Raw genomic sequence first — 25175 nt, 5'->3', positions numbered from 1 at the left:
ATTCTATTATTGTTTTTCTATACGAAAGCCTACTTCTGAAACCCCTTCTAAAGAATTAACTCCTTCTACTTCTCCTAATTCACGAACAACTTGTTCTATAGTAAACTTATAGCTTCCCTTAACAGGAAAAGCAAGGTCTTCTTTCAATTCTAGTTTGCTCTCCTTTACATCAGAAAAACCATTTCCTAATAACGTCCCATCTGGATTAGCCATTTGGAACTGTAGGGTGTCTATCACGACATCTAAATTAGGTTGATGCATTTTAAAAATAACAAATAAATTACTATAAGGATAGTTCTTATTCACTCTTATATTCAAATAAAGATTATGACGCTGTACTGTATCATGCACGTCATACACAAATGTTTTTACATCTGTTCTATCCCAAGCACCTGAAGTCTTCTGATATTGGTCAAAGACCATATTCGTATCTCTCTGACAAGATACAACAAAGAGCATCACAGCACTTAACACCAATAAATAACTACTAATTCTCTGCATTAGAATTGTCACTATTATTATCTTTTTTAAATCGTTTATTTCTATTTGGGCGGTTGCCTTTATGATGTTGTTTTGCCTTAGCAGTCCCTTCACCATCAGTACCTCCTTCATTAGATCCCTCTACAGGTTTCTTCTTTTCCTTAAAATGAGGTTTGCCCTCTCGCGGCCCCTTATTTTCATTTCTAGGTTCTCTAGGACCTTTCTGTTCTCTAGGACCTCCTTTTACCTCTTTACGAGTATTTTTTTGTTCTCCCGTATTCTGTTTCTCAAGATTTACACCTTCTCTCTCTTTATTTCCCTCTGCTCTATTCTTGTTTCTATTACGAGATTGTTGCTTATCTCTAGGCTCTCTTTCACCTTGTTTAGGTTGCTTATTATTACGTGCCTCCCCATTAGATGTTTTCTCGCGAGATGTATTAGGAGCCTGAGTTTCTTGTCCCTCTCTAGCCTGCCCATCCTTCTTCTTATTATTTCTAGATGGCTTTTTCTTACGTTTAGGCTGATCAAAACGAGTAACGCTATCTTGTTCAGATGCATTGTTAAAGTCTATCTCCTCGCACTCTACTTCCAGCATATAACTCTCTAGCTCTTGTCCTTTCTGATCTTTTCTATTCAAAGCAAGAATCTCTTTCACCATCTCAGTAGACAGTACATACCAATTTGCAGAATTATTAATATAAGCAAACCACATTTGTCCTTTGAATATATCTATCTTCTGACATATTGCTAATCCTTTTACAGTCATTAGTTTTGTATCAGAATCAGGCATATCTTTTAAGGCTTCTAGATACGTATCTAGCTCAAAGTTTAAACAACATTTCAATTTACCACACTGTCCTGCTAACTTTTGCGGATTAAGTGATAACTGTTGATAACGTGCTGCAGAGGTATTTACACTTCTAAAGTCAGTTAACCAAGTAGAACAACATAATTCACGTCCACAAGACCCCACTCCACCTAGTCGAGCAGCTTCTTGTCTAAACCCAACCTGCTTCATCTCTATACGAATGCTAAACTCTCTGGCAAAGTCTTTAATTAACTGTCGGAAATCTACACGTTCACTCGCTGTATAATAAAAAGTAGCCTTAGAAGCATCACCTTGAAACTCTACATCAGAGATTTTCATCTCTAATTTTAAAGCTATAGCAATCTCACGAGCTCTAACTTTAACGGTCTCTTCTCTATTACGTGCCTCTTGCCAAATATCAATATCTTTTTGAGTTGCTTTTCGGTAGATTTTTAAAACCTCTCCATTAGGATCAGCTTTTTTCTTTTTCATCTGCACTTTCACTAACTCCCCTACTAATGAAACAATACCAATATCATGTCCAGGAGAAGATTCTGTAGCTACGATATCTCCCATAGAGATTGCAATCTCTTTTGGGTATCGATAAAAATCTTTTCTACCATTCTTAAAACGAACCTCTACTATATCATATATTTCGGTGCCATTAGGATAAACCATATTTGACAACCAATCAAAAACTGCTAATTTATTACAGCCGTCTGTTCCGCACGTCCCCTTATTCTGGCATCCCTTCGGGAGCCCACTACTATCTTTTTCTGTTGAACAATTTGTACAAGCCATCTAATAATTTTTATATATTGAATCCCTTTCGGGAATTATTGCATTTATTTACTCGCTGTAAAGATACTATTTTTACATCTCTCTTAAATAATTTTTTATTATACAACTATTTCACATCCTATTTCGCTTAATTATCTTATTTAAAAAAGACTACAGCGCACATCTAGACCTTACTTTACATTGTATTTTGACCTTGATTTGTCCTAAAAAAATATCTTTTTAAACATCAGAAATGACAAGATATAAAAAGAAATACAACTTAACATGGTTATCTTATCATTAAAACATTCTTTTAATAACTCTTTATAAAAATTATCATACCTATCTCAATGCATAATTCGATGGCAATTATAATTGTATTCTTGCTAAAAAACCTACTATTAACCAGAATATTGCACGGACTCTACATGTATTCGACAAGGAAATACACTACTTCAATAACTATCAAAATAGGTTGCATATAATTTTCGTAATTTTGGTTACTCAAAATAGTACTAAACTTATGCACTCAACAAATACGATAGGTATATTAGGGGCAATTCCACAAGAAGTAAATGGAATTATCACTCAACTAAGAGATAAAACTGAAAGAAAAATAGGTAATCGCACTTACTATGAAGGTTATATTAATAACCAAAAAGTAGTTATAGTCTACTCTCGCATTGGTAAGGTAGCAGCTGCTGCAACTGTGGCAACACTTTTATTAGAGTTTAAAGTAGATCGTATTGCTTTTATTGGTGTAGCTGGCGGTATTCACCCTAATGTAAAAGTAGGTGATGTAGTCGTAGCAAAGGATTTGGTACAGTATGATATGGATGCTTCTCCTCTAAGACCAAAATTTGAAATACCACTGCTAGGCAAAACATATTTTGATACTGATACACATTGGTCAAAAGAGACTTGTAAGCATATAGAGAATATGTTTGGGCTAGAGAATCTACACCAACTAATTACACCATCAGAGTTAGCTAAATTTAATATTACTAAACCTACTGTTCATTATGGCACAATAGCTAGTGGGGATCAATTCTTCTCTACATCTGAACAAAAAAACAATCTTCAGTCACAATTACCAGAAGTATTATGTGTAGAAATGGAAGGAGCTGCAGTAGCTCAGGTTTGTTTTGAGTTTGGAGTACCGTTTATTGTGATACGTACAATCTCCGATAACGCAAATGAAGAGGCAAGCTTTAGCTTTCAATCATTCGTTGAAGAAGTATCTCTGGTTTATGGTCAAGAGATCATCAATAAGATGTTTTAGTCCTATTCTAAAACAATAATTCTAGAATACACTCTAAGTAAAGAACATAAAAAAAGCTCGGCATAGCCGAGCTTTTTTATTTATAAATCAGAATTTAACTACTTAATGAATTTAATATCATCAATATTAACTCTAAGTCTATTTTTTGTACTTCTTACAAAAGAAGCATTTTGTATTTTGATAGATACTTTATCAGTTGCTTTTGCTGCAATATCAAAAGAAGCAGTAGTTAACTCACCTCTTTTTCCAACTTTTTTCCCAACTAACTTCCATGTTTTACCAGAATCTATTGAATAAAAGAACTCTACTGCAATCTCTTTGTCTGCGTCAGGATCTTCTTTAAAAGTAGCCCCACCAAATTGGAACTCTACTTTTTTCAAACCTGTAACAACAAACTTTGATTCTAAAAAAGCTTCTGCTTTATCGTTTCCACGAAATCTTATTGATTGTTCTCCTGAAGATTTTAAATCATTAGCGTCCGAATAAACACCACTATCAGAGAAAGACCATTTTCCGATTTCAAAATCTAATTCCTTAGCATCATAACTACTAGCTCTATCTTCCTTAGTAAATTTCTTTTCAAAATTTTCTACAAGTGCTTTTGCTTCTGGTAAGTCACCAGCAGGAACTTCTGGCTCAGTTGTACCTCCATCTCCAGGTGTACCATCCTCAAAACGAATTTCATCAATGATTAAATCATATGCTTGTTCTTTTCCAACCTTAATAGCAAAGAAATTACCAACTCCTGAAGTATTATATCCTGAACCCTCTGGAGCAGAAGTCAAGTCAAGAACAACTTTTACCCATTGTCCTTTAGTGTCGATATTACCTTTATATTCTGGAGTAGTATTATTCCCTAAAGGTGTAGTATTTGCTTTAACAACTCTATGCACAGATAGATTTCCTACATTATAAGCTACATAAGATTTTCCATCAGCTTTATACATAAGTGGTACTAAAGAAGCTCCAGCAGTTCCTTTTACTAAGAAAGATAATTTAGTTGCTCCCGTAGGTACATTCTTAACTTTTTCTAAAGTAAATAAGAAATCATTACCACTAGGAGTAGCTTTAATGCTCATTCCATTAGTATTATTCCATCCCTGTTTTTCAGCTAAAGCAACATGCTTCAATCCATAACTATTCACTACAGATGTAAAGTCCTCCCATTTATCAAAGTTAGCACCAGGGAAAGCAAGATATTTTCCTAACTCTAATTTCATATTAGGATCATCATAACTTCCTTCTTCACTACCTCCAGTATTCCCTTTGAAAGGGTCTTTATCCAATCCTACTAAGTCAACCATAGTACGAGGCACAAATTGATAATCTTTAGAGAATTTAGTCATTACCCCAGTCATAGTACCGCTCTTAGCAGGAACCTTATGATTTTTAAACCCACTAGACTGCTCAGCTACTCTAAAAATAACATTAGCAGTAACACTTTCTTTAGATTCAATTTCTACATTTGTAGCTTTATTTGTAGGAGACACTAAATTATTTTCATCCCAAAATGGTTTGTCCCAGAATTTTTCCTTGAACTGTACATCCGTAATTGTAACTAGTTTACCTAAATAATTATCAGTAATCGCTTCTTTTAAACTAACAACGTGATTATATGTCTTATTAAAGTCATCTCCTGTAATTGTTTTACAAGATCTAAAAATATGCTTAGGTATATTAGTTATTCCTCCAGTATAATTAGTTGCAGGATCATTAATACCAATAGCTAGTACACCATTATCTATCTGAGTAAATAATCCATTCAATCGAATATGAATTACTCTACCTACAGGATAAAGTCCATATGTTCCTCCTCTATTAATTTTTACACGAGCAGCAATACCTCCATCTATTGTTTCGATATATAAATCTTTATAGAAGTTACCTCCTTCATCACTAGAAACAACTACTCCAGAGATAAAATCTTCTGTTGAAGACTCATATGCTTTTTTAGTAGTAGAAGAAAGTTTAAAAATTTCCTCTATCGTTTTATTTGCTTTTATCTGAGGCTCATCACAATGTGTAGCATCAGGTGTCGTAAAATCATCATTTTTAGCACAACCTACAGCAAGAAGGCTGGCAAATGATATATATAAAATTGATTTAAAAATTGTTTTCATTGTTCTAAGAATTAGAAGTTGTAATAAACATTTACAAAGAAATTACGTCCATAAGCGTACCAGTACTTGTTTCCGAAAGTATTATATCCATGACCTTCGTTTACTAGTTGCCCATTATTAATAATTTCTTGCTTATAATTAGCATTTCTTGCTTGTTCAAACCCACCAGTTTTATAATGTCTATTGAATACATTATTAATACTAGCAAAGAAACCAATTAGGTTTCTATTAGGTAATCTCCAAGATTTTCCTCCTGTAATATTAAATACAGTAAAGTCCGCTAACTTCTCTTGTTTAAGCATTCTATCCACATCTGCTTGATTAATATCGGCAAAAGATTGACCTGGATACAACGGTTCAGTAGCAAAGTTATCTGTTCTTCTTAAAGCAGAAACATTCGTATATGCATTATCCATATAGTTAACATTTGCTCCTACCCACCAATAAGCTGGATCTCTATATTCCAGTCCTAAAGACAGTGCTGTCTGAGGTCCATTCGCTACTTTATAATTTTTTAAATAAGATTTACCATAGTCGAAACTCTTAGCTACGTTATCAGAATTTAAACGAAGAGTAGGATCATTTGTGTAAAAAGATTGTCCTATAGCTGCTGCAGCTGTTGCCTTTAATGTTTGAGTTAACTGATATTCAGCTCCAAGCTCTAATCCTATATTACGCTTATTCACTCCTGTTAATATCTCTGATACGAATGTTGAACCATTTCCATTATACAACTCTCCTTCAGCATTCATAACACCTGCTCCATCAGCATAATAGAAATTAACTTGAGTACTATTCTTAATCTCAGATAAGTATCCAGAAACACGAGCTTTTAACTTAGGTGTTCTAACAATATAGCTACCATCAACACTAAATATATCTTCATTCGTTAAGTCTTTAGTAACTAAATTATTTACACGTCCATTAGCAAAAGTATTTCTAATAGATGGTGCTTGATTATAGTACGCAACATTCATATTAAGAGCATGACGCCCAGTAATATGGTAAGTAGCTCCTCCTTTAAATCCGAAGTTATTAAAATCTACTAAACCACCTTTTCCATAAGAATTGTTAGCATAAACACCATTTTTATATTTTCCATCTCTCTCATAAGAAGTATATCCTATCTTCTGTGCTATATAGAAATCAAACTTATCATAATCAAAATTGAACTGTGTAAATACATCTATAATATTTGAATCTACAGTATAGTTGTATCCGAATTTATCACCTTCACCAACTTTACGATTACGATTATTTAAATCACTATGTGCATTATCTCCTTTTTGATATGTATCAATATCTAAATAGTAATCTCCTCCTAATAAATCAACTAACTTTTTATAATAAGATGAATGTACTCTTCTATAATTAAACCCTGCATCTAAAGTAACATGATCAGATAATACAGACTTTAAGTTAGTATTAAAAGAAAATGTTTTATCATCTTGACGGTCTTCATACAATACAATTCTACTACGACTATCAGCATAATTTTGGTTTACTCCATAAATCCATTCCCAATCTAACTGTCCATTCCCTATAAAATAATTAGCAGCTTCTCTTGCACCATCTCTATCTGGAGTCCATTTTCTGATATCATCTCGATCCGTCTTGTTTAAAGCGAAACTTGGCATTCTTTGATAATATGTAGGATCTGGATTTAAATTATCTTGGTATCCTAAACGACTGTTAGCAATATGTCCAAATTGATAAGAAGCAGTTGTCGTTAAGTTATTTAACTCATCTATTTTCCAATAGTGTGTCAATTGGAAGATTGGTTCAGAAACATCTTTATAACGAGAATTTCTTTTATCTCCATTTTGATATCCCCAGTATGAATTGTATTTAAAATCTTTTAAATCAGCTTGCTCATCTGTAATAGGAGAGTTTTTCCCTCTTTTATTTTGAGCATAAATAGCTGTAAAGTTTAAACTGTGATTATCATTAAATTTCTTTTCAACGGCAGCGAATAAAGATAGTGCATCATAATTCGTTCCATCAAAATAACCTTCTTTAGCTCCTCTATAAGATGCAGATAAAGCAAATGCCCATCCATTCTTATCTAAACCAGAAGAGTAAATAACGTAAGGTCTCCAAGTATAGTTCGTATTAGAACCAGAGAAACCAGCTTTAGCACCTTTTCTGATTTGAGATGCTCTTGTAGTGATGTTTTGTGTTCCTAAGATTCCACCAAAAGAGAAATCTGAAGGAGTAGATCCTGAAGAGAAAACTTGGTTACGAGTAGCGTCATTTAGACCTCCCCAGTTCCCCCATTGTGGGCGACCATCATGAACTTTGTTCATCACCACCCCATTGATCATTGTCTTACCATATTCGTTATCAAGTCCACGCAATCTGTAGAATGCAGACCCCCAGTTATAAGCTGCTGCTTGTTGGAAAGGGTCTTTTGTAGCTTGTAACAAACCTGATGAAGTGTCGTTACTAGAGTCATCATCACTTAGGTCATTCTCCGTAAGTGTAATAAGCCCTAAATTTGCAATAGAAGCGAAATCCTCGTCTAAAGAAATTGTACCAAGGTCGATGATGCCATCACCTACCTCTACAGGTAAACGCTTTGTTACATATCCCACATAAGAGATTACAACATCATGGTTACCCGTTTTAACATTTTCTAAAGTGAATCTTCCTTCATTGTCTGTTAAAGAGGAAGTGGTAGTAGCTTGTACTCTTACAGATACCGCATTCATCGGCATCTGAGTGGTACCATCCACAACTTTCCCTTTAATTTCCTGAACTCCTTGTGCATAAGATATAACTACCTGCAACACAAAGAACAAACTAAATAAAAGTTTCTTCATAAATTAAAAATGATTAAAGTGCTATGTTAAGAAACACCGTAAGGTTATTTCTAATACAAAGGTATGTTATTATAATAATATTAGCTATTTTTGTCAAAGAAATAAGACAATTCTTTACTTAAATTAACCTAGTCATGCACATCAAACTTCAAAGAATCATTTTGTTGTTTGCTCTTATCACAATGGGAGCACAAGCACAAGAGAAAAAGTATGAGATTCAAACAATTGCGTTCTACAACTGCGAGAACTTGTTTGATACAATTAGAGACCCTAAAATTTATGATGAAGAGTGGACTCCTACAGGAGCACAAGCTTGGACATCTAAAAAGTACCAAAAGAAAATCCACAATCTTGCGAAAGTTATGTCTCAGATTGGTACGGACGAAAACACTAAAATGCCTGCAGTAATAGGCGTTGCTGAAGTTGAAAATAGAGCAGTTCTAGAAGACTTAGTACGCGACCCACAACTTGCACCTGGAGATTATGGTATAGCGCACTTTGACTCTCCTGACAAGCGTGGTATTGATGTAGGATTGTTATATCAGAAAAAACACTTCTCTGTAACTAATGCGACTCCGCATCCTCTTTATATCTACGATATGAATAAAGTAGACAAACATACAGGAGAAAAAGGTACTCGTATCTACACACGTGATCAGCTGTTAGTAACAGGTCTTTTAGATGGAGAGGAAGTACACTTCATCGTAAATCACTGGCCTTCTAGAGTGGGTGGAGAGAAAAGAAGTAGCCCATTACGTGAAGCTGCTGCTGCATTAAACAAAAAAATCATCGATTCATTATACACTATCAACCCAAATGCGAAAGTAATCACTATGGGAGATATGAATGACGGTCCATACAATAACAGTATGAAAAAAGTACTGAAAACAGCTGGTAAAAAATCTGAACTTACTCCACAAGGTCTTTTTAATCCAATGGAAAAAATGTCAAAAGATGGATTAGGGACATTAGCTTACCGTGATGCATGGGATGTTTTTGACCAAATGGTAATTAGCGAGCCTTATGTTAGAGATGATTACTCATCATGGGCATACTGGAAAGCGAAAATCTATAAAAAACCATTTATGGTTCAACCAACAGGACAATATAAAGGTTATCCTCTTAGAAATACTAATGGAGAACCAGGTTACAGTGACCACTTCCCTGTTTATATCTATCTAATTAGAGAATTAAAATAACATTACTTAATATAAGTATAAAGCCGTTTAAGACATCTTAAACGGCTTTTTTATTGACTCTAACTAACTAACTAACTAACTAACTAACTAACTAACTAACTAACTAACTAACTAACTAACTAACTAACTAACTAACTAACTAACTAACTAACTAACTAACTAACTAACTAACTAACTAACTAACTAACTAACTAACTAACTAACTAACTAACTAACTAACTAACTAACTAACTAACTAACTAACTAACTAACTAACTAACTAACTAACTAACTAACTAACTAACTAACTAACTAACTAACTACATTAAAAACTTTCTAAGCTCTTTTCCGTCAATCGACAAACAAACAGACAGCACATGTCAAAAAACGTCTTAAATCTATTAATAACACAAAAAAAGGGATACTCAGACGAGTATCCCTTTTCTAAAAGTATAATATTCAGATTAGTTGTTTAATGCCTCAGCACCACCAACAATTTCTAGAATTTCATTTGTAATAGCAGCTTGACGAGCTTTGTTGTAACTTAACGTTAATTCATCACGTAAGTCTTTAGCGTTATCAGTTGCTTTGTGCATTGCAGTCATACGAGCTCCATGTTCAGAAGCTACAGAGTCTGCAACAGCTTTTAATAATTGAGTTTTTAAAGAAAGAGGAATTAATGTATTAATAATCTCTTCTTTAGAAGGCTCATAAATATAGTCAGAACTAGCATTTTCACTAGATTCCACTGGTAACAATGGTAAAAACTGCTCTGTTACTACATCTTGTGTAGCAGCATTTTTGAACTGATTGTAAACGATCTGAATTGAATCATATTTCTCTTCAACGAAAGCTTCCATCATTTGTTCAGCTATAACAGCACAATTTGCAAAATCTACATGATCAAACAAATCACTTCTATTCTCAATTACAGTAAAAGATTTACGTAATATATCGTGACCTTTTTTACCAATTGTCAATAAATCAACATTAACGTCTTTATATTGAGTAGCTTTAAGTGTATTAATTTGTTTAATAATATTCGCATTAAAACCACCACACAAACCTCTGTTTGAAGTAATAACCACAAGAAGAACATTCTTAACCTCTCTAGTTTGAGAATATACTCCTGAATTATCACCCTCTAAAGTTGCGCTAACATTTTGAATCAATTCAGTCAACTTTTCTGAATATGGACGCATAGCCATAATAGTATCAGTAGCTTTTTTAAGCTTAGCTGCAGATACCATCTTCATAGCAGATGTAATCTGCATTGTTGATCCAATTGATGAAATCCTATTACGTATTTCTTTAAGGTTTGCCATTGTAAATTGTATATAAATTTATCTACAAATGAAGATAATCAACACTTGTAGACAAACATTATTTCTTAATATTTTGCAGAAATTTCTTTAGCTACTTTCTCAAGCACAGCAGTAATTTCGTCTGTGAATTTACCAGCTTTTAACTGATCTAATACATCTCTATGACGAGAGTTTAAAGCATCTAAATAGTCTTTTTCAAACTCTTTTACTTTAGATACTGGTACGCTTCTAAGAAGGTTTTTAGAACCTGCATAGATAATAGCTACCTGATCCTCTACAGTATATGGATCGTTAACAGCTTGTTTTAAGATCTCAACGTTACGTTGTCCTTTAGAGATAACGTTCATTGTAGCAGCATCTAAATCAGAACCAAACTTAGCGAAAGCTTCTAACTCACGGTATTGAGCTTGGTCAAGTTTTAAAGTACCAGCTACTTTCTTCATTGATTTAATCTGCGCAGAACCTCCAACACGAGATACAGAAATACCTACGTTAATAGCTGGACGAACACCTGAGTTAAATAAATCAGACTCTAAGAATATCTGTCCATCAGTAATCGAAATTACGTTAGTTGGGATATAAGCAGAAACGTCACCAGCTTGAGTTTCGATAATAGGTAAAGCAGTTAATGAACCACCACCTTTAACGAATGGTCTGATAGACTCTGGTAAATCATTCATGTTCTTAGCGATTTCATCATCACCGATAATACGAGCAGCACGCTCTAATAATCTTGAGTGAAGGTAGAAAACGTCTCCAGGGTAAGCCTCACGACCTGGTGGACGACGTAAGATTAATGACATCTCACGGTAAGCTACCGCTTGTTTAGATAAATCATCATAGATAATTAATGCAGGACGTCCTGTATCACGGAAGTACTCTCCGATAGCAGCTCCAGCCATTGCAGCATAAACTTGCATTGGAGCTGGATCCGAAGCATTTGCAGCTACGATAATAGTATAGTCCATTGCACCTTTATCTTCTAAAGTTTTAGCAATTCCTGCTACAGTAGAAGCTTTTTGTCCAATAGCTACATATATACAATATACTGGTTGTCCAGCATCGTAAAATTCTTTTTGATTTAAGATAGTATCGATACAAACAGTTGTTTTTCCTGTTTGACGGTCACCAATTACTAACTCACGTTGTCCACGTCCGATTGGAATCATGGCATCAACAGATTTAATACCTGTTTGTAACGGCTCAGTTACTGGTTGACGGTAGATTACCCCAGGAGCTTTACGCTCTAATGGCATCTCATATAAATCACCTTCGATAGCACCTTTACCATCGATTGGAAGACCTAATGTATTAACAACACGTCCTACCATTTTCTCACCTACTTTAAGTGAAGCGATACGACCTGTTCTTTTTACTGTAGATCCTTCTTTAACACCAGTAGGAGCTCCTAACAATACAATACCTACATTATCCTCTTCAAGGTTCTGTACCATTGCTTCTAGTCCATTCTCGAATACAACTAGCTCTCCGTATTCAGCGTTTGTTAACCCGTATACACGAGCAACACCATCTCCTACTTCAAGTACTGTTCCTACTTCTTCTAAAGAAGCCTCTGAGCTAAATCCAGATAATTGTTTCTTTAAAATCGCTGATATTTCAGCTGGTTTAATTTCCGCCATTTTTATCTATGTTTATACACGAACATTCGTGCGGTGATTTTTTAATTAGTTAATTCTCTTTTTAAAACTTGTAATTGATTCGCTATTGAAGCATTGTACTGTTTATCTCCCATTTTCAAGATAAATCCTCCTAAGATAGAAGCATCTACTATATTTGAAACAACAATTTGTTTTCCAGGAGCTAAACTTTGAACTTTAGATAAAACTTTACTCTCTAAAGCGGCATCCATCGGAACAGCCGTAGTAACTACAACTCTCTCTATACCTTTCAAAGCTTCGTATTGCTCTTGAAACTGTAAAGCGACTGTACCTAAGATTTCAAATCTATTGTTCGCTTTAAGCACTTTAAACAATTCTTTAGTACTTTGATCAACATTAGCGAATACTTCTAACAAAGCATTTAATTTAATCTCACCACTCACGATAGGATTAGTTAAAAACACTTTTAAGTCTTCACTTTGAGATACTGATTCAGAGATCAAGATCATATCGCTATTAATAGCCTCAGCATTTCCTTTTTGACCAGAAACTTCTAGCATTGCTTTTGCATATCTTGCAGCTGCTCTAGTGCTTACCATAATGATCCTTTTATTAGTTTAATTTAACTTCGTCTAACATCTTCTCAACCAATTTAGATTGAGCTTCAGTGTTAGCTAATTGTTCTTTTAATAATTTCTCAGCAATTTCAATAGAAATAGAAGAAACTTGAGTTTTTAACTCAACGATAGCAGTAGCTCTTTCACTTTCGATAGCAGCTTTTGCTTGAGCAATCATTTTTGCTCCTACAGCTTCACCTTCAGTTTTAGCGTCAGCTAACATTTTTTCTTTAATCTCACGAGCTTCTTTAATTAAAGCATCACGCTCAGCACGAGCTTCTGCTAATAATTTCTCGTTATCAGCTTTTAAATTAGCCATTTCTCTTTTAGCATTTTCAGCAGCTGCTAATGCATCAGCGATACCCTCTTCACGAGCCTCTAAAGCATTTACAATTGGTTTCCATGCAAATTTTCCTAGGATGAATACAATCACCAATAAAATGATGAACTGCCAGAAAAATAATCCAAAACCGAAATCGTTAATTAATTTATCCATTATCTAAAATTATACTTTTTAATACCTATGTTGTTTAATTAAGAAGTTTATCTGCAACCAACCGTTACAGATAAACTCTTTTACTTGTCTTGGATTATTTACCTAAGATTAAAGCACCGAATGCTAAACCTTCCAATAAAGCTCCAATAATGATCATTGCAGTTTGGATTTTTCCAGCAGCTTCTGGTTGACGAGCAATAGCGTCCATTGCAGAAGATCCGATTTTTCCTAATCCGTAACCAGCTCCGATTACGATTAAACCTGCACCAATAATGTTTGGTAATGTCATAGTGATTGATTTATATTAATTAAACAAATTTTATTTTTATTCTAATTTAATTCTATTAATGATGAGCCTCATCATGTTCGTGCTCTGCAACAGCCATTCCGATAAACAATGAAGATAACATTGTAAAGATGAACGCTTGTAAGAAAGCTACTAAGATCTCTAATACTACTAAGAACGTTGATAAGAAGAATCCTATCCCTACTGCTCCAGCAGTACCTAAAGCTTCTTTCATCACGAAGATAATAGCGATAAGTCCAAATACTACTGAGTGACCTGCTGTAATGTTAGCGAATAAACGAACCATCAATGAGAATGGCTTAATTAATGCTCCTAATACTTCGATAGGTGCTAACATTAATTTCATTGGTGCTGGTACACCTGGCATCCAGAACATGTGCTTCCAATAATCTTTGTTAGCAGAGAACTGTGTAATTATGAATGTAAAGATTGCCAAACACGCAGTTACCGAAATACTTCCTGTAACGTTGAATCCTAGTGGAGTCAATCCTAATAAGTTCAATAAGAAAATTAAAAAGAATACTGACAGTAAGTATGGCATGAACTTTTTGTATTTGTCCTTTCCGATATTTGGAATAGCCATCTCATCACGAACATAAAGCACCATTGGTTCTAAAGCTCTTGCAAAACCTTTAGGCAAGTTGTTCGGTCCTTTTTTGTATGTCTTAGCTAAGCTTAAGAACATAAGGAAGATTAATACTGTAGTAAATAATAATGATGCCACATTTTTAGTGATAGAAAAATCTAATGGCTTCTCATTTGTAGGATGATGCTCAGCATCGTACTCGATAGTACCAGCTGCATCAGTTTTGTATATCTTACTGTGATATAACTTGTAGTGTTGTCCATCTTTTTCAACTACTTTGTTACCGTAGTCAAATTCTGATGACATAAATACTTTAAGACCATTGTCTATTAAAATAACTGGCAGTGGAAACCCGTAGTGTTTACCAGTAGCCTCGTCTGAGAAGAATATGAAAGAGTAATCATCTGCTAAGTGGTGCGTGATGTGATCTTGCACTTTTTCAGCTTGTGTTTTTTCTCCTTCTACATGCTCTGTACCTTCTACAGCAGCGATTGTTTCTTCAATTGACTGCCCTGTTTCTTGAATAGATTCTTCAAGCTTCTGAGCATTACTTTGTGCGTACGAAAATACCGACGATGCTGTAAAAATTACAGCTGCTAATAAATTCAGTGATTTCTTCAGAGTCACCATACCTTAACTTCTTGAATATTTATGGTTCTTAAAATTTTGTGCAAAAGTACAATAAATCTTAGACTTTCATACTTTCTTGCGAAACTTTTTTTTATTATCTTTTTGTTAACTAACCTTCTTATTTAAAATACGATATGCAATAAATGCATCCCCGCCTAGATAAATCAAGACAACTAACAGAAAATTATACTTAAATAGTTCATCTACATTCTCGCTATCTAATCCTTCTCTTACGAATAGGTAACTAGCCAATAATCGAACTGTAATAAAGCCTAAAAACACATATCCTAAACTGTTAGGCATACTTGTTTTTATTCCTTGCATAGCAAATAACATTCCTATAGAAAAAATAAATTCAAAGCCATAAAAACCCGCTAATGAATAACCTAATTCTACAAATGACTGACCAAAATCAGTATATGTGAAAAGTGCAAAATGAATTGCAAATATAACTGCTAAAACCCCAAAAAGTTTTAAACTTAAACTTACTGTTTCCTTATCCATTAATCTTTATTTAATTGATTTACTTGTTTTATAACTTGGTACAAAGCTAATCCTACTCCAATTAACGTACAAATTTTATTTGCTAATCCGTCAACTAAATTATATTTATCATCTAACCAAGTACCTAACAAGTGAAACAAGTAAATAGTTACCCCCATCTGAATAGGGATATTAATTAAACTTAACCAACGGTTTGGCCCTGAATTTTTTTTCACTCCTACTTATTTTCCTTTCTTACCTGAACCTTGTTCTCCGTTTCCTGCTATAGCCATATCGCATTTCACTTGAATTTTAGCCCCTGGTACTACCGAAAGTCTGCCTACTAATAGGTCTCCTTTTACCTCTGCAGTCTCTTTAATATGTAGTAAATCTTTTACCTTCAAGACACCTTCTACTAAGCCTTCTATATCCGCATTTTCACACTCCACATTTCCTATGATTTGAGCCTGAGGCCCTACAACCACTCTACCTTTTACTTTTAAATTACCGTGCAAGACACCATCTAAACGCAAATCCGTCACTGCTTCAATATCTCCTTTAATTATTGTAGCCTCAATAATTCTATTTGTCTTGCCTAAATGATCTATAGACCCGTCATTTTTCGTTTTTTGGAACATAATTTCTTTACTTTTTTTTCAACCTTATTCTGATGGAGCTATATACTTCTCCCAATTCTTCTTAATCTGAACGATAATATAATTATCTGCAGTTATGGTAACAGCATTGCTGTTTACACTTCTAGCAGCTTGCTCTGCTTCCTCTTTATTCTTAAATCCGTGTAATACAAAGAACTCTCCTACACCGATATAAGGATCCTCTGAGTACTTAATCCCTTTACTGCTATTAGCTGTTGCAAACTGTATAAAACTACGACTAACCATTTGATTAGCGCCTGAGTCCTTGTCTTGTACTAGCAACACTACTTTCCAATTCTTTGAATCTCCACTTGAGAACTCCCTAGCTTCTAACATTGGGATTGTTGTCTTTAACAACTCCTCTGCTTCTCTTCCTTCACGAGAAGAACTGTATGTCAGAGCTACAAAATTCAATGCTTCTTTATAGGCTTCTAGACCTTTTAATCGACCAATCACATGTGCTTTTAACAATTCTAGTTTACTTACATAGCCTTCGTCATCGAATCGTTCTAAAGCACTATCTATAGTTCGCAATGCATTATTATAATCTGTACCATCAGCATACACCTTATACGCCTGTGCATAAATCTGCTCTGGTGATAAGTCATCAATCTTATCCATAGACATATTCTGTAATAACTTGGCATATCTAGAATTAGGATATAGATTAATTATTCTATCCTTCATGGCTATTGCTTTTGCCATATCTATTTCTTGATAAATCTTGTAAAGCTTATACATACTTGGTAAGACTAATCTCTCTGCAGGGTCAAAGGTCAATAACGACTCTAATCTCTGACTAGCCAAATCATATTTCTTAAATCGATCTGCATACATAGATCCCAGTTGGAAATAAGCAAAGTCTCTATCCTTCTTGATAGACGCTATTTCTTTTTCATCACTTGGGATTTTCGAAATATAACTATTGATATCATATCTAGTATCGTTAAACTGCTCAGTACTATTGTTTTGATTTGCATTCTGTGTGGCTTGTTCTTCTGCCACAGCATTATTCTGCGCTTCTTGTATATCAGCCGCCCATCTCCAGTTATCTACAGAAGGCCTATTCCCCCATTTTCTTCTAAACTCTGTCTTTCCAAAGGCAGCTGCTTGAGTTGAGTAGAAGTAGAATGTAGAACTACCTCCTGTCTGCTGATTATTTGTACCAAAAGCCACATCTATAGCGTCACCGAAAGTAGCCATATTAAAATAATTCTGATTGCCTCCTCTTTGTTTTTTAAGTGTTGCCTGTAGCTTTCTAAAGTCTTCTTTTCTAAGGTCATCTACATACTTCTGAAAATAAGCAATACGCTGATCTTCACTCATCGCTACTAATCGAAGTACGCTATCATTCACATGAGCAACTCTCTCATATTTTACCACATCTCTTAATGCATCACGTCTCTTCGTGATTCTAAAGCGCTCTTTAGCCTTAGCAGGCATGATAGATAATACACTGTCATAATACTGACCAGCCAACGCATAACCAGCTTCATTAAAGTAAATCTCGGCTATACTCAAGTAGTTTTTAGACTTTAGTTGCTTATCCCCTTTACTTAGTTTAACAGCTCTTTTTAGCGATTTTAATGCCTCTTTTGTATTGCCACTACCCTCGTAGAACAACCCCACCTGACGGTGTAGAACGTCTAAGTAATCTCTGTTCTCTCTATCTCTAATTAATCTTTTATACTTCTTTAAGAACGCTACCGAATCTTTAGCTTGAGTAGGCTTCAGACCAAACTGCTGCGCATGAGACTGTATCACATAAGATCGAGGGCTCTTTCGATTCATATCGATTACGATACCGAATGCCTCATTCGCTTCCGTCTCCTTGCCTAACTTAGCATATAGCTGCCCAAGGATAAAAGTATAACGTGCATACTCCTCCTTATCCTTAGTGTGTTCTATAGCTATCTTTAGAGGCGGTATAGCAGAAGCATATTCCTCTATATTGATATATGCCTGAGTAAGCGTAGCATTCGCATCTGCCACCTGTTGCTTCCTTAGTTTATCTTTTTTATCTCGAAGAAATTCATTTAAATTTTTAATTGCAATATCATCATAAGTAAGGCGCACATTAGATTTCTCACGCCAGATGATTGCATCATTTATTAAGCTCCCGTCTGGGTACTTATACAGAATATAATTAAAAGCCTCTAGTGCTGGTACAAAACGTCCGTCATAGTACCTAGCCTGTCCTAACATCAGATAAGCATCATCAATCTGGAAGTTGCGCTCACGCCCTTTTATGTACATAGAGTGTTTCTGAATGGCCTTAGCTGCTTTATCTTCAGCTCGTCTAAATCCTACCTCTCCCTGTTCTTCTTCACCTGTAACATTGGCTCCATCTACTTGCACATTGTCTAGAATAGATCCTTTTTTAGACTCTAGTGACCTACCTCTCTCGAACTCACGTGTAGAGTCTATCTTAATGTCGATACGCTCTACAGGAAGTATCTCCCAAAAGTCATCATAATAATCCTTTTTTAAAGAAATTAAAGCCTCATCATAAGCCAACTCTCCGTTATATAGAATATTATACCGAGTAGTCATCGCATGATACCCTCTATTCAATAACTTATCTTTCTTTACAGAACAAGCCGCTCCCAAAAGAAGTAAAACTAAAAAAATCAGATATTTAAAACGAGTATTCAACACAATGAGCTTTACTTAAAAACTACAAATTCACTATTTTAGTATATAACAAAACGTAAAAATACATTACTTTTAGTAATACTTCTACAGTATTTTAAAAGTTTTTAAAGTTCTACAGAAACAAAACCTATAAAAGTAATTTACACTACTTATCGCAATATCTCAGTCAATTTATAGCATCCTATAGAAATCTAACCACATATCACTAAAACATTCACAATATCCTATATTTTCTATTATTCTACTTCTTGGGAATCTTAGGCAATAACTATAAACACAAAACTCTAGCAAAATAGATTCACTAGAGTCCCGCTAACTAACCAATTAAGTAATATTCTCCTTTTTCGTTCGATTAATAATGAGTTTTTTGAATTCACACAATAAGCAAAAAAAACTCAAACTAAATCTAGTCTTTATCACTGTCTATTTATAAACCAAAGGTATTTTGATACTGATTTACTAGGGGATTCCTTGAGGGTTTCTTGCACCTTTCTTCGAGAAAAGCACCTTCTAGGCAAGAAAACCCCTAGAAAACTCCTAGCAATCCCCTAAGAAGTGCAAGCGAAACGCTCTCCTCTTATTCATCCATAACGAAATCGAAGCTCATCTATTAATATTTCTATCTTTATTTTAACCTAATCCCCTCAATCTAAAACAATCTCATTATACCATCATGCATAAAGCCATTGTAATCAAACTGAAATGAAAAAGAAATGCATTCTATCATACCTGAAAGAACTCTTCTAATGCATCAAATGTGATATCCTGCGTCAAGACATCTTTCATGATTTGTCCTTTTTCTAAGGCGATCACTCGATCAGACACCTCATAAGTATGTTGAAGATCATGACTCGATATAATAATCGTGATCTCTCTATCTTTCATCTTTTGCTTTACCAATTCTTTTAATCTCAGCTGTGTAGTCGGATCCAGATTAGCAAAAGGTTCGTCTAAGATAACTAACTCTGGTTTTCCCATAAAGGCAGCTATAATACCTACCTTCTTTTGATTACCCTTAGAGAAATCACGCAAATATTTACGTTGATTCAGTACTTCTCCATTGAAGAAACTTACATATTCATTTAGAAAACTCTCTATCTCTGTACGTGACATCCCTCTTAGTTCTCCTACGAAATAAAAGTACTCCTCAGGTGTCAGGTACCCGATTAAGAAAGAATCATCGAAGAATGATCCTGTATACTTTTTCCATTCCTCATTTTCATTAACTACATTCCCTTTATTAGAAATGCTCCCTTGAGTAGGTTTGATTAGATCTAATAGAAGGCTAAAAAAGGTCGTTTTACCAGCTCCATTATTCCCAACCAATCCAACACTTTGTCCTTTTGTTATTTCTAAACTAGGTATATTTAAAACAGTCTGTTGACCATAAGACTTTACTAAATTATTTACTACTATCATATTACTTAGATTTAAAAGCCTCTATTGTGCTATATTTTTCTTGTTTATAAATTTTCTCTATGTACTTAAACACTTGATTTTGGAAGAACATTCCTATGATCCCTATTCCAGTTAACAAGGTAAATCCTCCCCAAAAACCATATACCCAAAACCCGATATAATAGATTAGAATAGGCAAAAAGAGCTTAGGTAGCGAGATCAGCATCACCCTAAGGTTAAATGCATTCTTATCTGCAAATACATTCTTATTCGCTGTTAAGTCGACAGGGCTTTTTAGATAAGCACCTCCCCATAATACGATATAACCATTGATACCAATATTAAACACTCCATTCGCAATGATTAAATACACTAGATCCATACTCGTCCAGATATACAATACCGCCGCCAACATAGACACGCCAGTTCCCAACGCAATAATTAACCATTTAGACTTTAAATAATTCTTATACGTGATATTCTGAGTCATCATAAAAGAGTAATAAGAAGAATCCCAACTAGGCACATACTGTCCAAACATCATTAGGAAACCACCTGATACAAAGAAGGCAACGAAGATTAACATAAAGGTCGGATACCCTCCCATTTCTGTTGGACGAAGTATAAGGAAACCGTAGAACATAAATAATACGCTCATAAGCACCGTAGTACGTGCTCTTTTATTTCGAGTGATCAGTCGCAAATCATTCTTAAGAAAAGAAGCATACGTCCCAAATCCATCTAACCATTTCATCTCACGTGTAGTAGCTACTTCTACTTTAACCTTTAATAGATCATCCATATACATATTCTTAACGTAGTAACGCACGGTCATCTTAATAGCTAACCACAACACTCCACCATAGACTAATACTAATGCAGGATATTCATACACACTATACAGTAAGTGCTGTGTGTATAAAGTACTGTCAAATAATTGGTAATACTGAATCGCGGCTAATAATCCGAATACGACTATAACAGCTATAAAAACAGATTTATAAGATTCTATCAGTATATTGACAAAGTGCATCGTACACACACATAAATAGACAGCTATCATCCAAGCAATAACTCCTAGAACTGAATATCCCTGTACCATACTAACTATCGCAAATGGAAGAATAAATAGTAACTGAATAAAGTTAAACGCACTGATGAATGAACTTCCTATGTAGAAGTTCACGATCTTAATCTTTGGGAAAGGCAGTACGAGCAACGGTTTTATAGTAGCAGTCGGCAACTTCTGAAGTGTAAATCTCATAAACATCTCCATCACCATATAATACATCCAAAACCTACTAATCACCTGTATAGGTGATCCCATACCTAGATTCATATCTTCGATAATAAAGAAGCCACTCATCCCCATTACCAAAAACAGTAAACCAAAATACACTATCGCTATCCACTTAAAGACAACCAATATCGTATTCATGGTCTTATCATTGCTTCGAGACAATCTTTTCTTTTCTAAAAAAACAAACAACTTACGCATTGCTATAAATATTTATTATAACAATTAGTACTCTATTTAGGTATTTCGTTACAACTAAAACAGCATTATTTTAAATTAACCACTTTATTATTAAAATCAACACAGAAACACATAAGCAAAAAACATATAATTATCCTAAAAATTAACACTTAACCACTTATTTATACTACAATAGTAAACCAACTCTACCTCACTTCAATGACTACGATATTTAGGACAAAATCATTTATCTTTGCCCAAAATATTAATACAATGAAAAAAGACATAGAGATTCCAGTAGTAAAAGATATAGAGATTGCAATCATAAAAGAATATAACGAAGAATTCTTAGCAGACTCTTGGTACGCATATCTATTCAATAACTCAGATCAAGAAATGGAAGCTATCCTAGTAGTATCACAAGCGATAGGTGAGATAGATGGTGAAGTAAGAGGTACAGGAGTATTTAGACATGCATTCAAATCTCTTGCTCCAAAAGAAAGTGTAAAAATAGAATTGTTAGATGAATCTGTTTTTAAACTGAGTAATTCATTTATGCTTACTTTCTTCCAAGGAGGTAAATTATATGATAAGACATATACCTTCATTCAGGACTCTCTAGGAGATGCACATTTACAGACATTGCCATTTACTACTAAAAAAGGGATATTAGCAAAATAATTTATTCTCCTATCTATCAATACCTTAATTTATAATCAATCCAAATGTTAGTTTGCTTAATTTGGTAAGCACAACTTAAAAAATAGATGATTATGAAAATTAAAAACGTATTGAGCATTTTATGCAGTTTAGGTGTATTAGTAACATTATTTGCTTTTAGTTCGTCAACACTTGTAACAGAAAGTAAAGCAGGAGACACAGAATGGAAAAACTTAAAGGTATTGCCAAAAGATATTTCTAATGACAGCCTTAAAGGACTAATGAGAGGCTATAATGATGCATTAGGAGTGAAATGTGGATACTGTCACACTACAGTAGAAGGAACAGATAAACTAGACTTCGCTGCAGATACAAAAAAAGAAAAAGAGTTCGCTCGACACATGATCACAATGACTCAAAAGATCAATGCTGAGAACTTTAATTGGCAGAATCACCCGAAACCAGAGACTATTGATGTAGTATCATGTGCTATGTGTCATAGAGGTACTACTAAACCTTCACAGTCTTTAAAACTATAGATGTCACTATTGATAAGATATAAGAAAGCCCTTCTGTTAGAAGGGCTTTCTTATTATATATTTGATATACTTTTATTAATCCTTTTTAGGAGGAAACATAAATGATGCTACCACTGATAGTACTAATACACCTCCTATAATACTTAATGACACTAATGATTCTACATGGTAGAATGGCGATACTATCATCTTGATTCCAATAAAAGATAAGATAATAGCTAAACCATATTTTAACTTAGAGAATCTATCCATAAAGTTAGCTAATAAGAAGTATAATGATCTCAATCCTAAGATCGCAAAGATATTAGATGTATATAAGATAAATGGATCATCTGGTGCGATAGCAAAAATAGCAGGTATACTATCTACTGCAAAGATCACGTCTGTGAACTCTATCACCATTAATGCTACGAATAATGGCGTCACCATACGCACTCCATTCTTAACTGTAAAGAACTTCTCTCCATCATACTCATCACTTACCTTAAAGAACTTATGCACCATACGTACAGCAAAATTCTTAGATAAGTCTTCATTCTCATCGTGTTCCTCTTTTGCAAACCAAGACTTAATACCCGAAATCAACAAGAAGATACCAAATATGGTCAATACCACATTAATCTCTACTGTTCTACCAAATACTTCCATCGCAGGTAGATATGTATGATTAATAATCTCTACACCCGCAAAAATGAAGATAGCTCTAAAGACTAAAGCTCCTAAAATCCCCCAGAATAACACTCTGTGGTGTAACTCTTTTGGAACCTTAAAAAAGGTGAACACCAATATAAATACAAATAGATTATCTACTGATAATGCTTTCTCTATCCAATAAGCTGATTGAAACCTTGCAAAGTTTTCGAAGTCGAGGTAATAATAAATAACTCCACTAAAACACATTGCTAAGCCTATCCACACAGCTGTCCAGATCAGTGCTTCTTTTGTTGATACAGTGTGACTGTGTTTATTAAACACTCCTAAGTCTAAAAGTAGCATAATAACAACGACTACTCCAAATACCCCTAATAAAGCAGGGTGATTGATTAAATGATCCATCTTTTAATTTTTTACTTGACAAAACTAAATGGAATAATCTCCCCCAAGAGAACACTCCTTAACTAACATTAAATCAACAAATTACAAACAAACTTTTGTATCTCAAAATTACAGCTAAAAAAAATAACTTATTGAAAAACAATAAGTTATTTTACATTTTTAGAATAAAACCTAAACACGGCTAAATCTATATTTTTTTTAATCTAATTTCTCAGTAAGTTTTCTGAATACCTTTTTAGGATCCTTTCCATTGTATAAAATATCATATACTGCATTGATTATCGGAGTCTTAGCACCATATTGCTTATTTAGTTCATAAGCACTCTTAGAAGCATAGTACCCTTCTGCGATCATATTCATTTCCATTTGAGCTGACTTTACAGTATATCCCTTACCTATCATATTACCAAACATACGGTTACGAGAGAACAGAGAATATCCTGTTACTAATAAATCTCCTAAATAGGCAGAGTTATTAATATTACGTTTCATTCTATGCACTTTCTTAATGAACTTCTTCATCTCACGGATAGCATTACTCATCAGTAGAGCTTGGAAGTTATCTCCATAGCCAAGACCATGAGCGATACCACATGCTACAGCATAGATATTCTTTAATACTGCTGCATACTCTGTACCGATAATATCATCCGTTGTTTTCGCTTTGATATAATGACTGCTTACACAGTTAGATATTGTCTTAGCATACTCTTCTGTTTGACAAGCAATCGTTAAATAAGATAGACGTTCTAGTGCCACCTCTTCAGCATGACATGGCCCAGTGATTACTGCAATGTTCTCGTATGGTACATTATAAGTTTGATGGAAGTGCTCTCCTACGATAAGACTCGTCTCAGGGATAATCCCTTTAATCGCAGATACAATAACTTTCCCTTCTAGGCTAACATGTAGTCTACTCATCTCCTGTGACAAGAACGCAGACGGAATAGCGAAGATTACATAATCCGCATAAGAGATTGCCTTGTTAATATCATTCGTCAACCTTAATTGTTCTACATCAAATTCTACAGAACTTAGGTAATTAGGATTGTGATAATTAACTTTTATCTCTTCTAATGCAGATTCGTTACGCATATACCAAGCAATCTCAGTTAGGTTTTCGCTCAACATTTTTACTATAGCAGTAGCCCAGCTCCCACCACCTATAACTGCAATTTTCGGATATTCATTCATACACTAA

The 25175-nt window shown here is 34.3% G+C and carries 22 protein-coding genes; 4 read left to right on the top strand and 18 right to left on the bottom strand.

Annotated elements, in window-relative coordinates; all coding sequences use genetic code 11:
- Window positions 1-6 precede the first annotated feature (6 nt).
- Window positions 7-501, bottom strand: a complete 495-nt coding sequence (locus MYRA21_RS06230) for a gliding motility lipoprotein GldH (protein ID WP_006257826.1) — start codon at window positions 499-501, stop codon at window positions 7-9.
- Window positions 488-2089, bottom strand: a complete 1602-nt coding sequence (ricT, locus tag MYRA21_RS06225; protein ID WP_006257827.1) for a regulatory iron-sulfur-containing complex subunit RicT — start codon at window positions 2087-2089, stop codon at window positions 488-490. The genes MYRA21_RS06230 and ricT overlap by 14 nt, the downstream gene beginning before the upstream one ends.
- 502 nt (window positions 2090-2591) lie before the next feature.
- Between ricT and MYRA21_RS06220 the strand changes: the two genes are divergently transcribed.
- Window positions 2592-3350: a 5'-methylthioadenosine/adenosylhomocysteine nucleosidase gene (locus MYRA21_RS06220; RefSeq protein WP_006257828.1), complete on the top strand. Its 759-nt coding sequence runs from the start codon at window positions 2592-2594 to the stop codon at window positions 3348-3350.
- 98 nt (window positions 3351-3448) lie between these two features.
- Here MYRA21_RS06220 and MYRA21_RS06215 read toward each other — a convergent pair whose 3' ends face one another.
- Window positions 3449-5470, bottom strand: coding sequence for a DUF5689 domain-containing protein (locus MYRA21_RS06215; protein ID WP_006257829.1), 2022 nt, complete (start codon window positions 5468-5470; stop codon window positions 3449-3451).
- Between the two features lie 11 nt (window positions 5471-5481).
- Complete coding sequence (locus MYRA21_RS06210; RefSeq protein ID WP_006257830.1) at window positions 5482-8292, bottom strand: TonB-dependent receptor; 2811 nt, start codon at window positions 8290-8292, stop codon at window positions 5482-5484.
- A 134-nt stretch (window positions 8293-8426) separates the two neighbouring features.
- Between MYRA21_RS06210 and MYRA21_RS06205 the strand changes: the two genes are divergently transcribed.
- Complete coding sequence (locus MYRA21_RS06205; protein WP_006257831.1) at window positions 8427-9491, top strand: endonuclease; 1065 nt, start codon at window positions 8427-8429, stop codon at window positions 9489-9491.
- Window positions 9492-9934: 443 nt separating this feature from the next.
- Here the strand turns inward: MYRA21_RS06205 and atpG are convergent, their stop codons facing one another.
- From atpG to MYRA21_RS06145, 12 genes are all read right to left on the bottom strand, one after another.
- On the bottom strand, window positions 9935-10795 hold the full coding sequence (atpG, locus tag MYRA21_RS06200) for an ATP synthase F1 subunit gamma (RefSeq protein WP_006257833.1): 861 nt from the start codon (window positions 10793-10795) through the stop codon (window positions 9935-9937).
- Window positions 10796-10860: 65 nt separating this feature from the next.
- Complete coding sequence (gene atpA, locus MYRA21_RS06195; RefSeq protein WP_006257834.1) at window positions 10861-12435, bottom strand: F0F1 ATP synthase subunit alpha; 1575 nt, start codon at window positions 12433-12435, stop codon at window positions 10861-10863.
- Between the two features lie 41 nt (window positions 12436-12476).
- Window positions 12477-13013 (bottom strand): ATP synthase F1 subunit delta, encoded by a 537-nt coding sequence (gene atpH, locus MYRA21_RS06190; RefSeq protein WP_006257835.1) that lies wholly within the window; start codon window positions 13011-13013, stop codon window positions 12477-12479.
- 13 nt (window positions 13014-13026) lie between these two features.
- Window positions 13027-13527, bottom strand: a complete 501-nt coding sequence (locus MYRA21_RS06185; RefSeq protein ID WP_006257836.1) for a F0F1 ATP synthase subunit B — start codon at window positions 13525-13527, stop codon at window positions 13027-13029.
- Between the two features lie 94 nt (window positions 13528-13621).
- Window positions 13622-13816: an ATP synthase F0 subunit C gene (gene atpE, locus MYRA21_RS06180; protein WP_006257837.1), complete on the bottom strand. Its 195-nt coding sequence runs from the start codon at window positions 13814-13816 to the stop codon at window positions 13622-13624.
- Between the two features lie 55 nt (window positions 13817-13871).
- On the bottom strand, window positions 13872-15050 hold the full coding sequence (gene atpB, locus MYRA21_RS06175; RefSeq protein WP_006257838.1) for a F0F1 ATP synthase subunit A: 1179 nt from the start codon (window positions 15048-15050) through the stop codon (window positions 13872-13874).
- A 105-nt stretch (window positions 15051-15155) separates the two neighbouring features.
- Window positions 15156-15554 carry a hypothetical protein gene (locus MYRA21_RS06170; RefSeq protein ID WP_006257839.1) on the bottom strand — a complete coding sequence of 133 codons (399 nt, stop codon included), beginning with the start codon at window positions 15552-15554 and terminating at the stop codon, window positions 15156-15158.
- On the bottom strand, window positions 15554-15769 hold the full coding sequence (locus MYRA21_RS06165) for an AtpZ/AtpI family protein (RefSeq protein WP_006257840.1): 216 nt from the start codon (window positions 15767-15769) through the stop codon (window positions 15554-15556). The genes MYRA21_RS06170 and MYRA21_RS06165 overlap by 1 nt, the downstream gene beginning before the upstream one ends.
- 6 nt (window positions 15770-15775) lie before the next feature.
- Window positions 15776-16171: a polymer-forming cytoskeletal protein gene (locus tag MYRA21_RS06160; RefSeq protein ID WP_006257841.1), complete on the bottom strand. Its 396-nt coding sequence runs from the start codon at window positions 16169-16171 to the stop codon at window positions 15776-15778.
- A gap of 24 nt (window positions 16172-16195) precedes the next feature.
- Window positions 16196-18847 carry a tetratricopeptide repeat protein gene (locus MYRA21_RS06155; RefSeq protein WP_036496569.1) on the bottom strand — a complete coding sequence of 884 codons (2652 nt, stop codon included), beginning with the start codon at window positions 18845-18847 and terminating at the stop codon, window positions 16196-16198.
- A 720-nt stretch (window positions 18848-19567) separates the two neighbouring features.
- A complete protein-coding gene (locus tag MYRA21_RS06150) occupies window positions 19568-20263 on the bottom strand; it encodes an ABC transporter ATP-binding protein (protein ID WP_006257843.1) in 696 nt (231 codons plus the stop codon).
- 1 nt (window position 20264) lies between these two features.
- Window positions 20265-21740, bottom strand: a complete 1476-nt coding sequence (locus MYRA21_RS06145; RefSeq protein WP_006257844.1) for a DUF5687 family protein — start codon at window positions 21738-21740, stop codon at window positions 20265-20267.
- 252 nt (window positions 21741-21992) lie between these two features.
- Between MYRA21_RS06145 and MYRA21_RS06140 the strand changes: the two genes are divergently transcribed.
- Both MYRA21_RS06140 and MYRA21_RS06135 read left to right on the top strand, forming a co-directional pair.
- On the top strand, window positions 21993-22400 hold the full coding sequence (locus MYRA21_RS06140) for a hypothetical protein (RefSeq protein ID WP_006257845.1): 408 nt from the start codon (window positions 21993-21995) through the stop codon (window positions 22398-22400).
- A 92-nt stretch (window positions 22401-22492) separates the two neighbouring features.
- Complete coding sequence (locus MYRA21_RS06135) at window positions 22493-22918, top strand: c-type cytochrome (RefSeq protein ID WP_006257846.1); 426 nt, start codon at window positions 22493-22495, stop codon at window positions 22916-22918.
- A gap of 75 nt (window positions 22919-22993) precedes the next feature.
- On the opposite strand, the gene MYRA21_RS06130 is transcribed toward MYRA21_RS06135, so the two are convergent.
- Together MYRA21_RS06130 and MYRA21_RS06125 are read right to left on the bottom strand one after the other, a co-directional pair.
- Complete coding sequence (locus MYRA21_RS06130; RefSeq protein WP_006257847.1) at window positions 22994-23974, bottom strand: TerC family protein; 981 nt, start codon at window positions 23972-23974, stop codon at window positions 22994-22996.
- Between the two features lie 198 nt (window positions 23975-24172).
- A complete protein-coding gene (locus MYRA21_RS06125) occupies window positions 24173-25168 on the bottom strand; it encodes an NAD(P)H-dependent glycerol-3-phosphate dehydrogenase (protein ID WP_006257848.1) in 996 nt (331 codons plus the stop codon).
- Between the last annotated feature and the right edge of the window lie 7 nt (window positions 25169-25175).

The sequence above is a fragment of the Myroides sp. A21 genome (assembly GCF_000807225.1).
In the GTDB taxonomy this organism is placed as follows: Bacteria; Bacteroidota; Bacteroidia; order Flavobacteriales; family Flavobacteriaceae; genus Flavobacterium; species Flavobacterium odoratimimum.
Note: the sequence above shows the minus strand (reverse complement) of the source record. Positions and strands in the feature narration are given on the sequence as shown.

Coding starts and splice junctions, on each gene's coding strand:
- MYRA21_RS06230 (WP_006257826.1), bottom strand. CDS start 501: ATGCAGAGAATTAGTAGTTATTTATTGGTGTTAAGTGCTGTGATGCTC.
- ricT (WP_006257827.1), bottom strand. CDS start 2,089: ATGGCTTGTACAAATTGTTCAACAGAAAAAGATAGTAGTGGGCTCCCG.
- MYRA21_RS06220 (WP_006257828.1), top strand. CDS start 2,592: ATGCACTCAACAAATACGATAGGTATATTAGGGGCAATTCCACAAGAA.
- MYRA21_RS06215 (WP_006257829.1), bottom strand. CDS start 5,470: ATGAAAACAATTTTTAAATCAATTTTATATATATCATTTGCCAGCCTT.
- MYRA21_RS06210 (WP_006257830.1), bottom strand. CDS start 8,292: ATGAAGAAACTTTTATTTAGTTTGTTCTTTGTGTTGCAGGTAGTTATA.
- MYRA21_RS06205 (WP_006257831.1), top strand. CDS start 8,427: ATGCACATCAAACTTCAAAGAATCATTTTGTTGTTTGCTCTTATCACA.
- atpG (WP_006257833.1), bottom strand. CDS start 10,795: ATGGCAAACCTTAAAGAAATACGTAATAGGATTTCATCAATTGGATCA.
- atpA (WP_006257834.1), bottom strand. CDS start 12,435: ATGGCGGAAATTAAACCAGCTGAAATATCAGCGATTTTAAAGAAACAA.
- atpH (WP_006257835.1), bottom strand. CDS start 13,013: ATGGTAAGCACTAGAGCAGCTGCAAGATATGCAAAAGCAATGCTAGAA.
- MYRA21_RS06185 (WP_006257836.1), bottom strand. CDS start 13,527: ATGGATAAATTAATTAACGATTTCGGTTTTGGATTATTTTTCTGGCAG.
- atpE (WP_006257837.1), bottom strand. CDS start 13,816: ATGACATTACCAAACATTATTGGTGCAGGTTTAATCGTAATCGGAGCT.
- atpB (WP_006257838.1), bottom strand. CDS start 15,050: ATGGTGACTCTGAAGAAATCACTGAATTTATTAGCAGCTGTAATTTTT.
- MYRA21_RS06170 (WP_006257839.1), bottom strand. CDS start 15,554: ATGGATAAGGAAACAGTAAGTTTAAGTTTAAAACTTTTTGGGGTTTTA.
- MYRA21_RS06160 (WP_006257841.1), bottom strand. CDS start 16,171: ATGTTCCAAAAAACGAAAAATGACGGGTCTATAGATCATTTAGGCAAG.
- MYRA21_RS06150 (WP_006257843.1), bottom strand. CDS start 20,263: ATGATAGTAGTAAATAATTTAGTAAAGTCTTATGGTCAACAGACTGTT.
- MYRA21_RS06145 (WP_006257844.1), bottom strand. CDS start 21,740: ATGCGTAAGTTGTTTGTTTTTTTAGAAAAGAAAAGATTGTCTCGAAGC.
- MYRA21_RS06140 (WP_006257845.1), top strand. CDS start 21,993: ATGAAAAAAGACATAGAGATTCCAGTAGTAAAAGATATAGAGATTGCA.
- MYRA21_RS06135 (WP_006257846.1), top strand. CDS start 22,493: ATGAAAATTAAAAACGTATTGAGCATTTTATGCAGTTTAGGTGTATTA.
- MYRA21_RS06130 (WP_006257847.1), bottom strand. CDS start 23,974: ATGGATCATTTAATCAATCACCCTGCTTTATTAGGGGTATTTGGAGTA.
- MYRA21_RS06125 (WP_006257848.1), bottom strand. CDS start 25,168: ATGAATGAATATCCGAAAATTGCAGTTATAGGTGGTGGGAGCTGGGCT.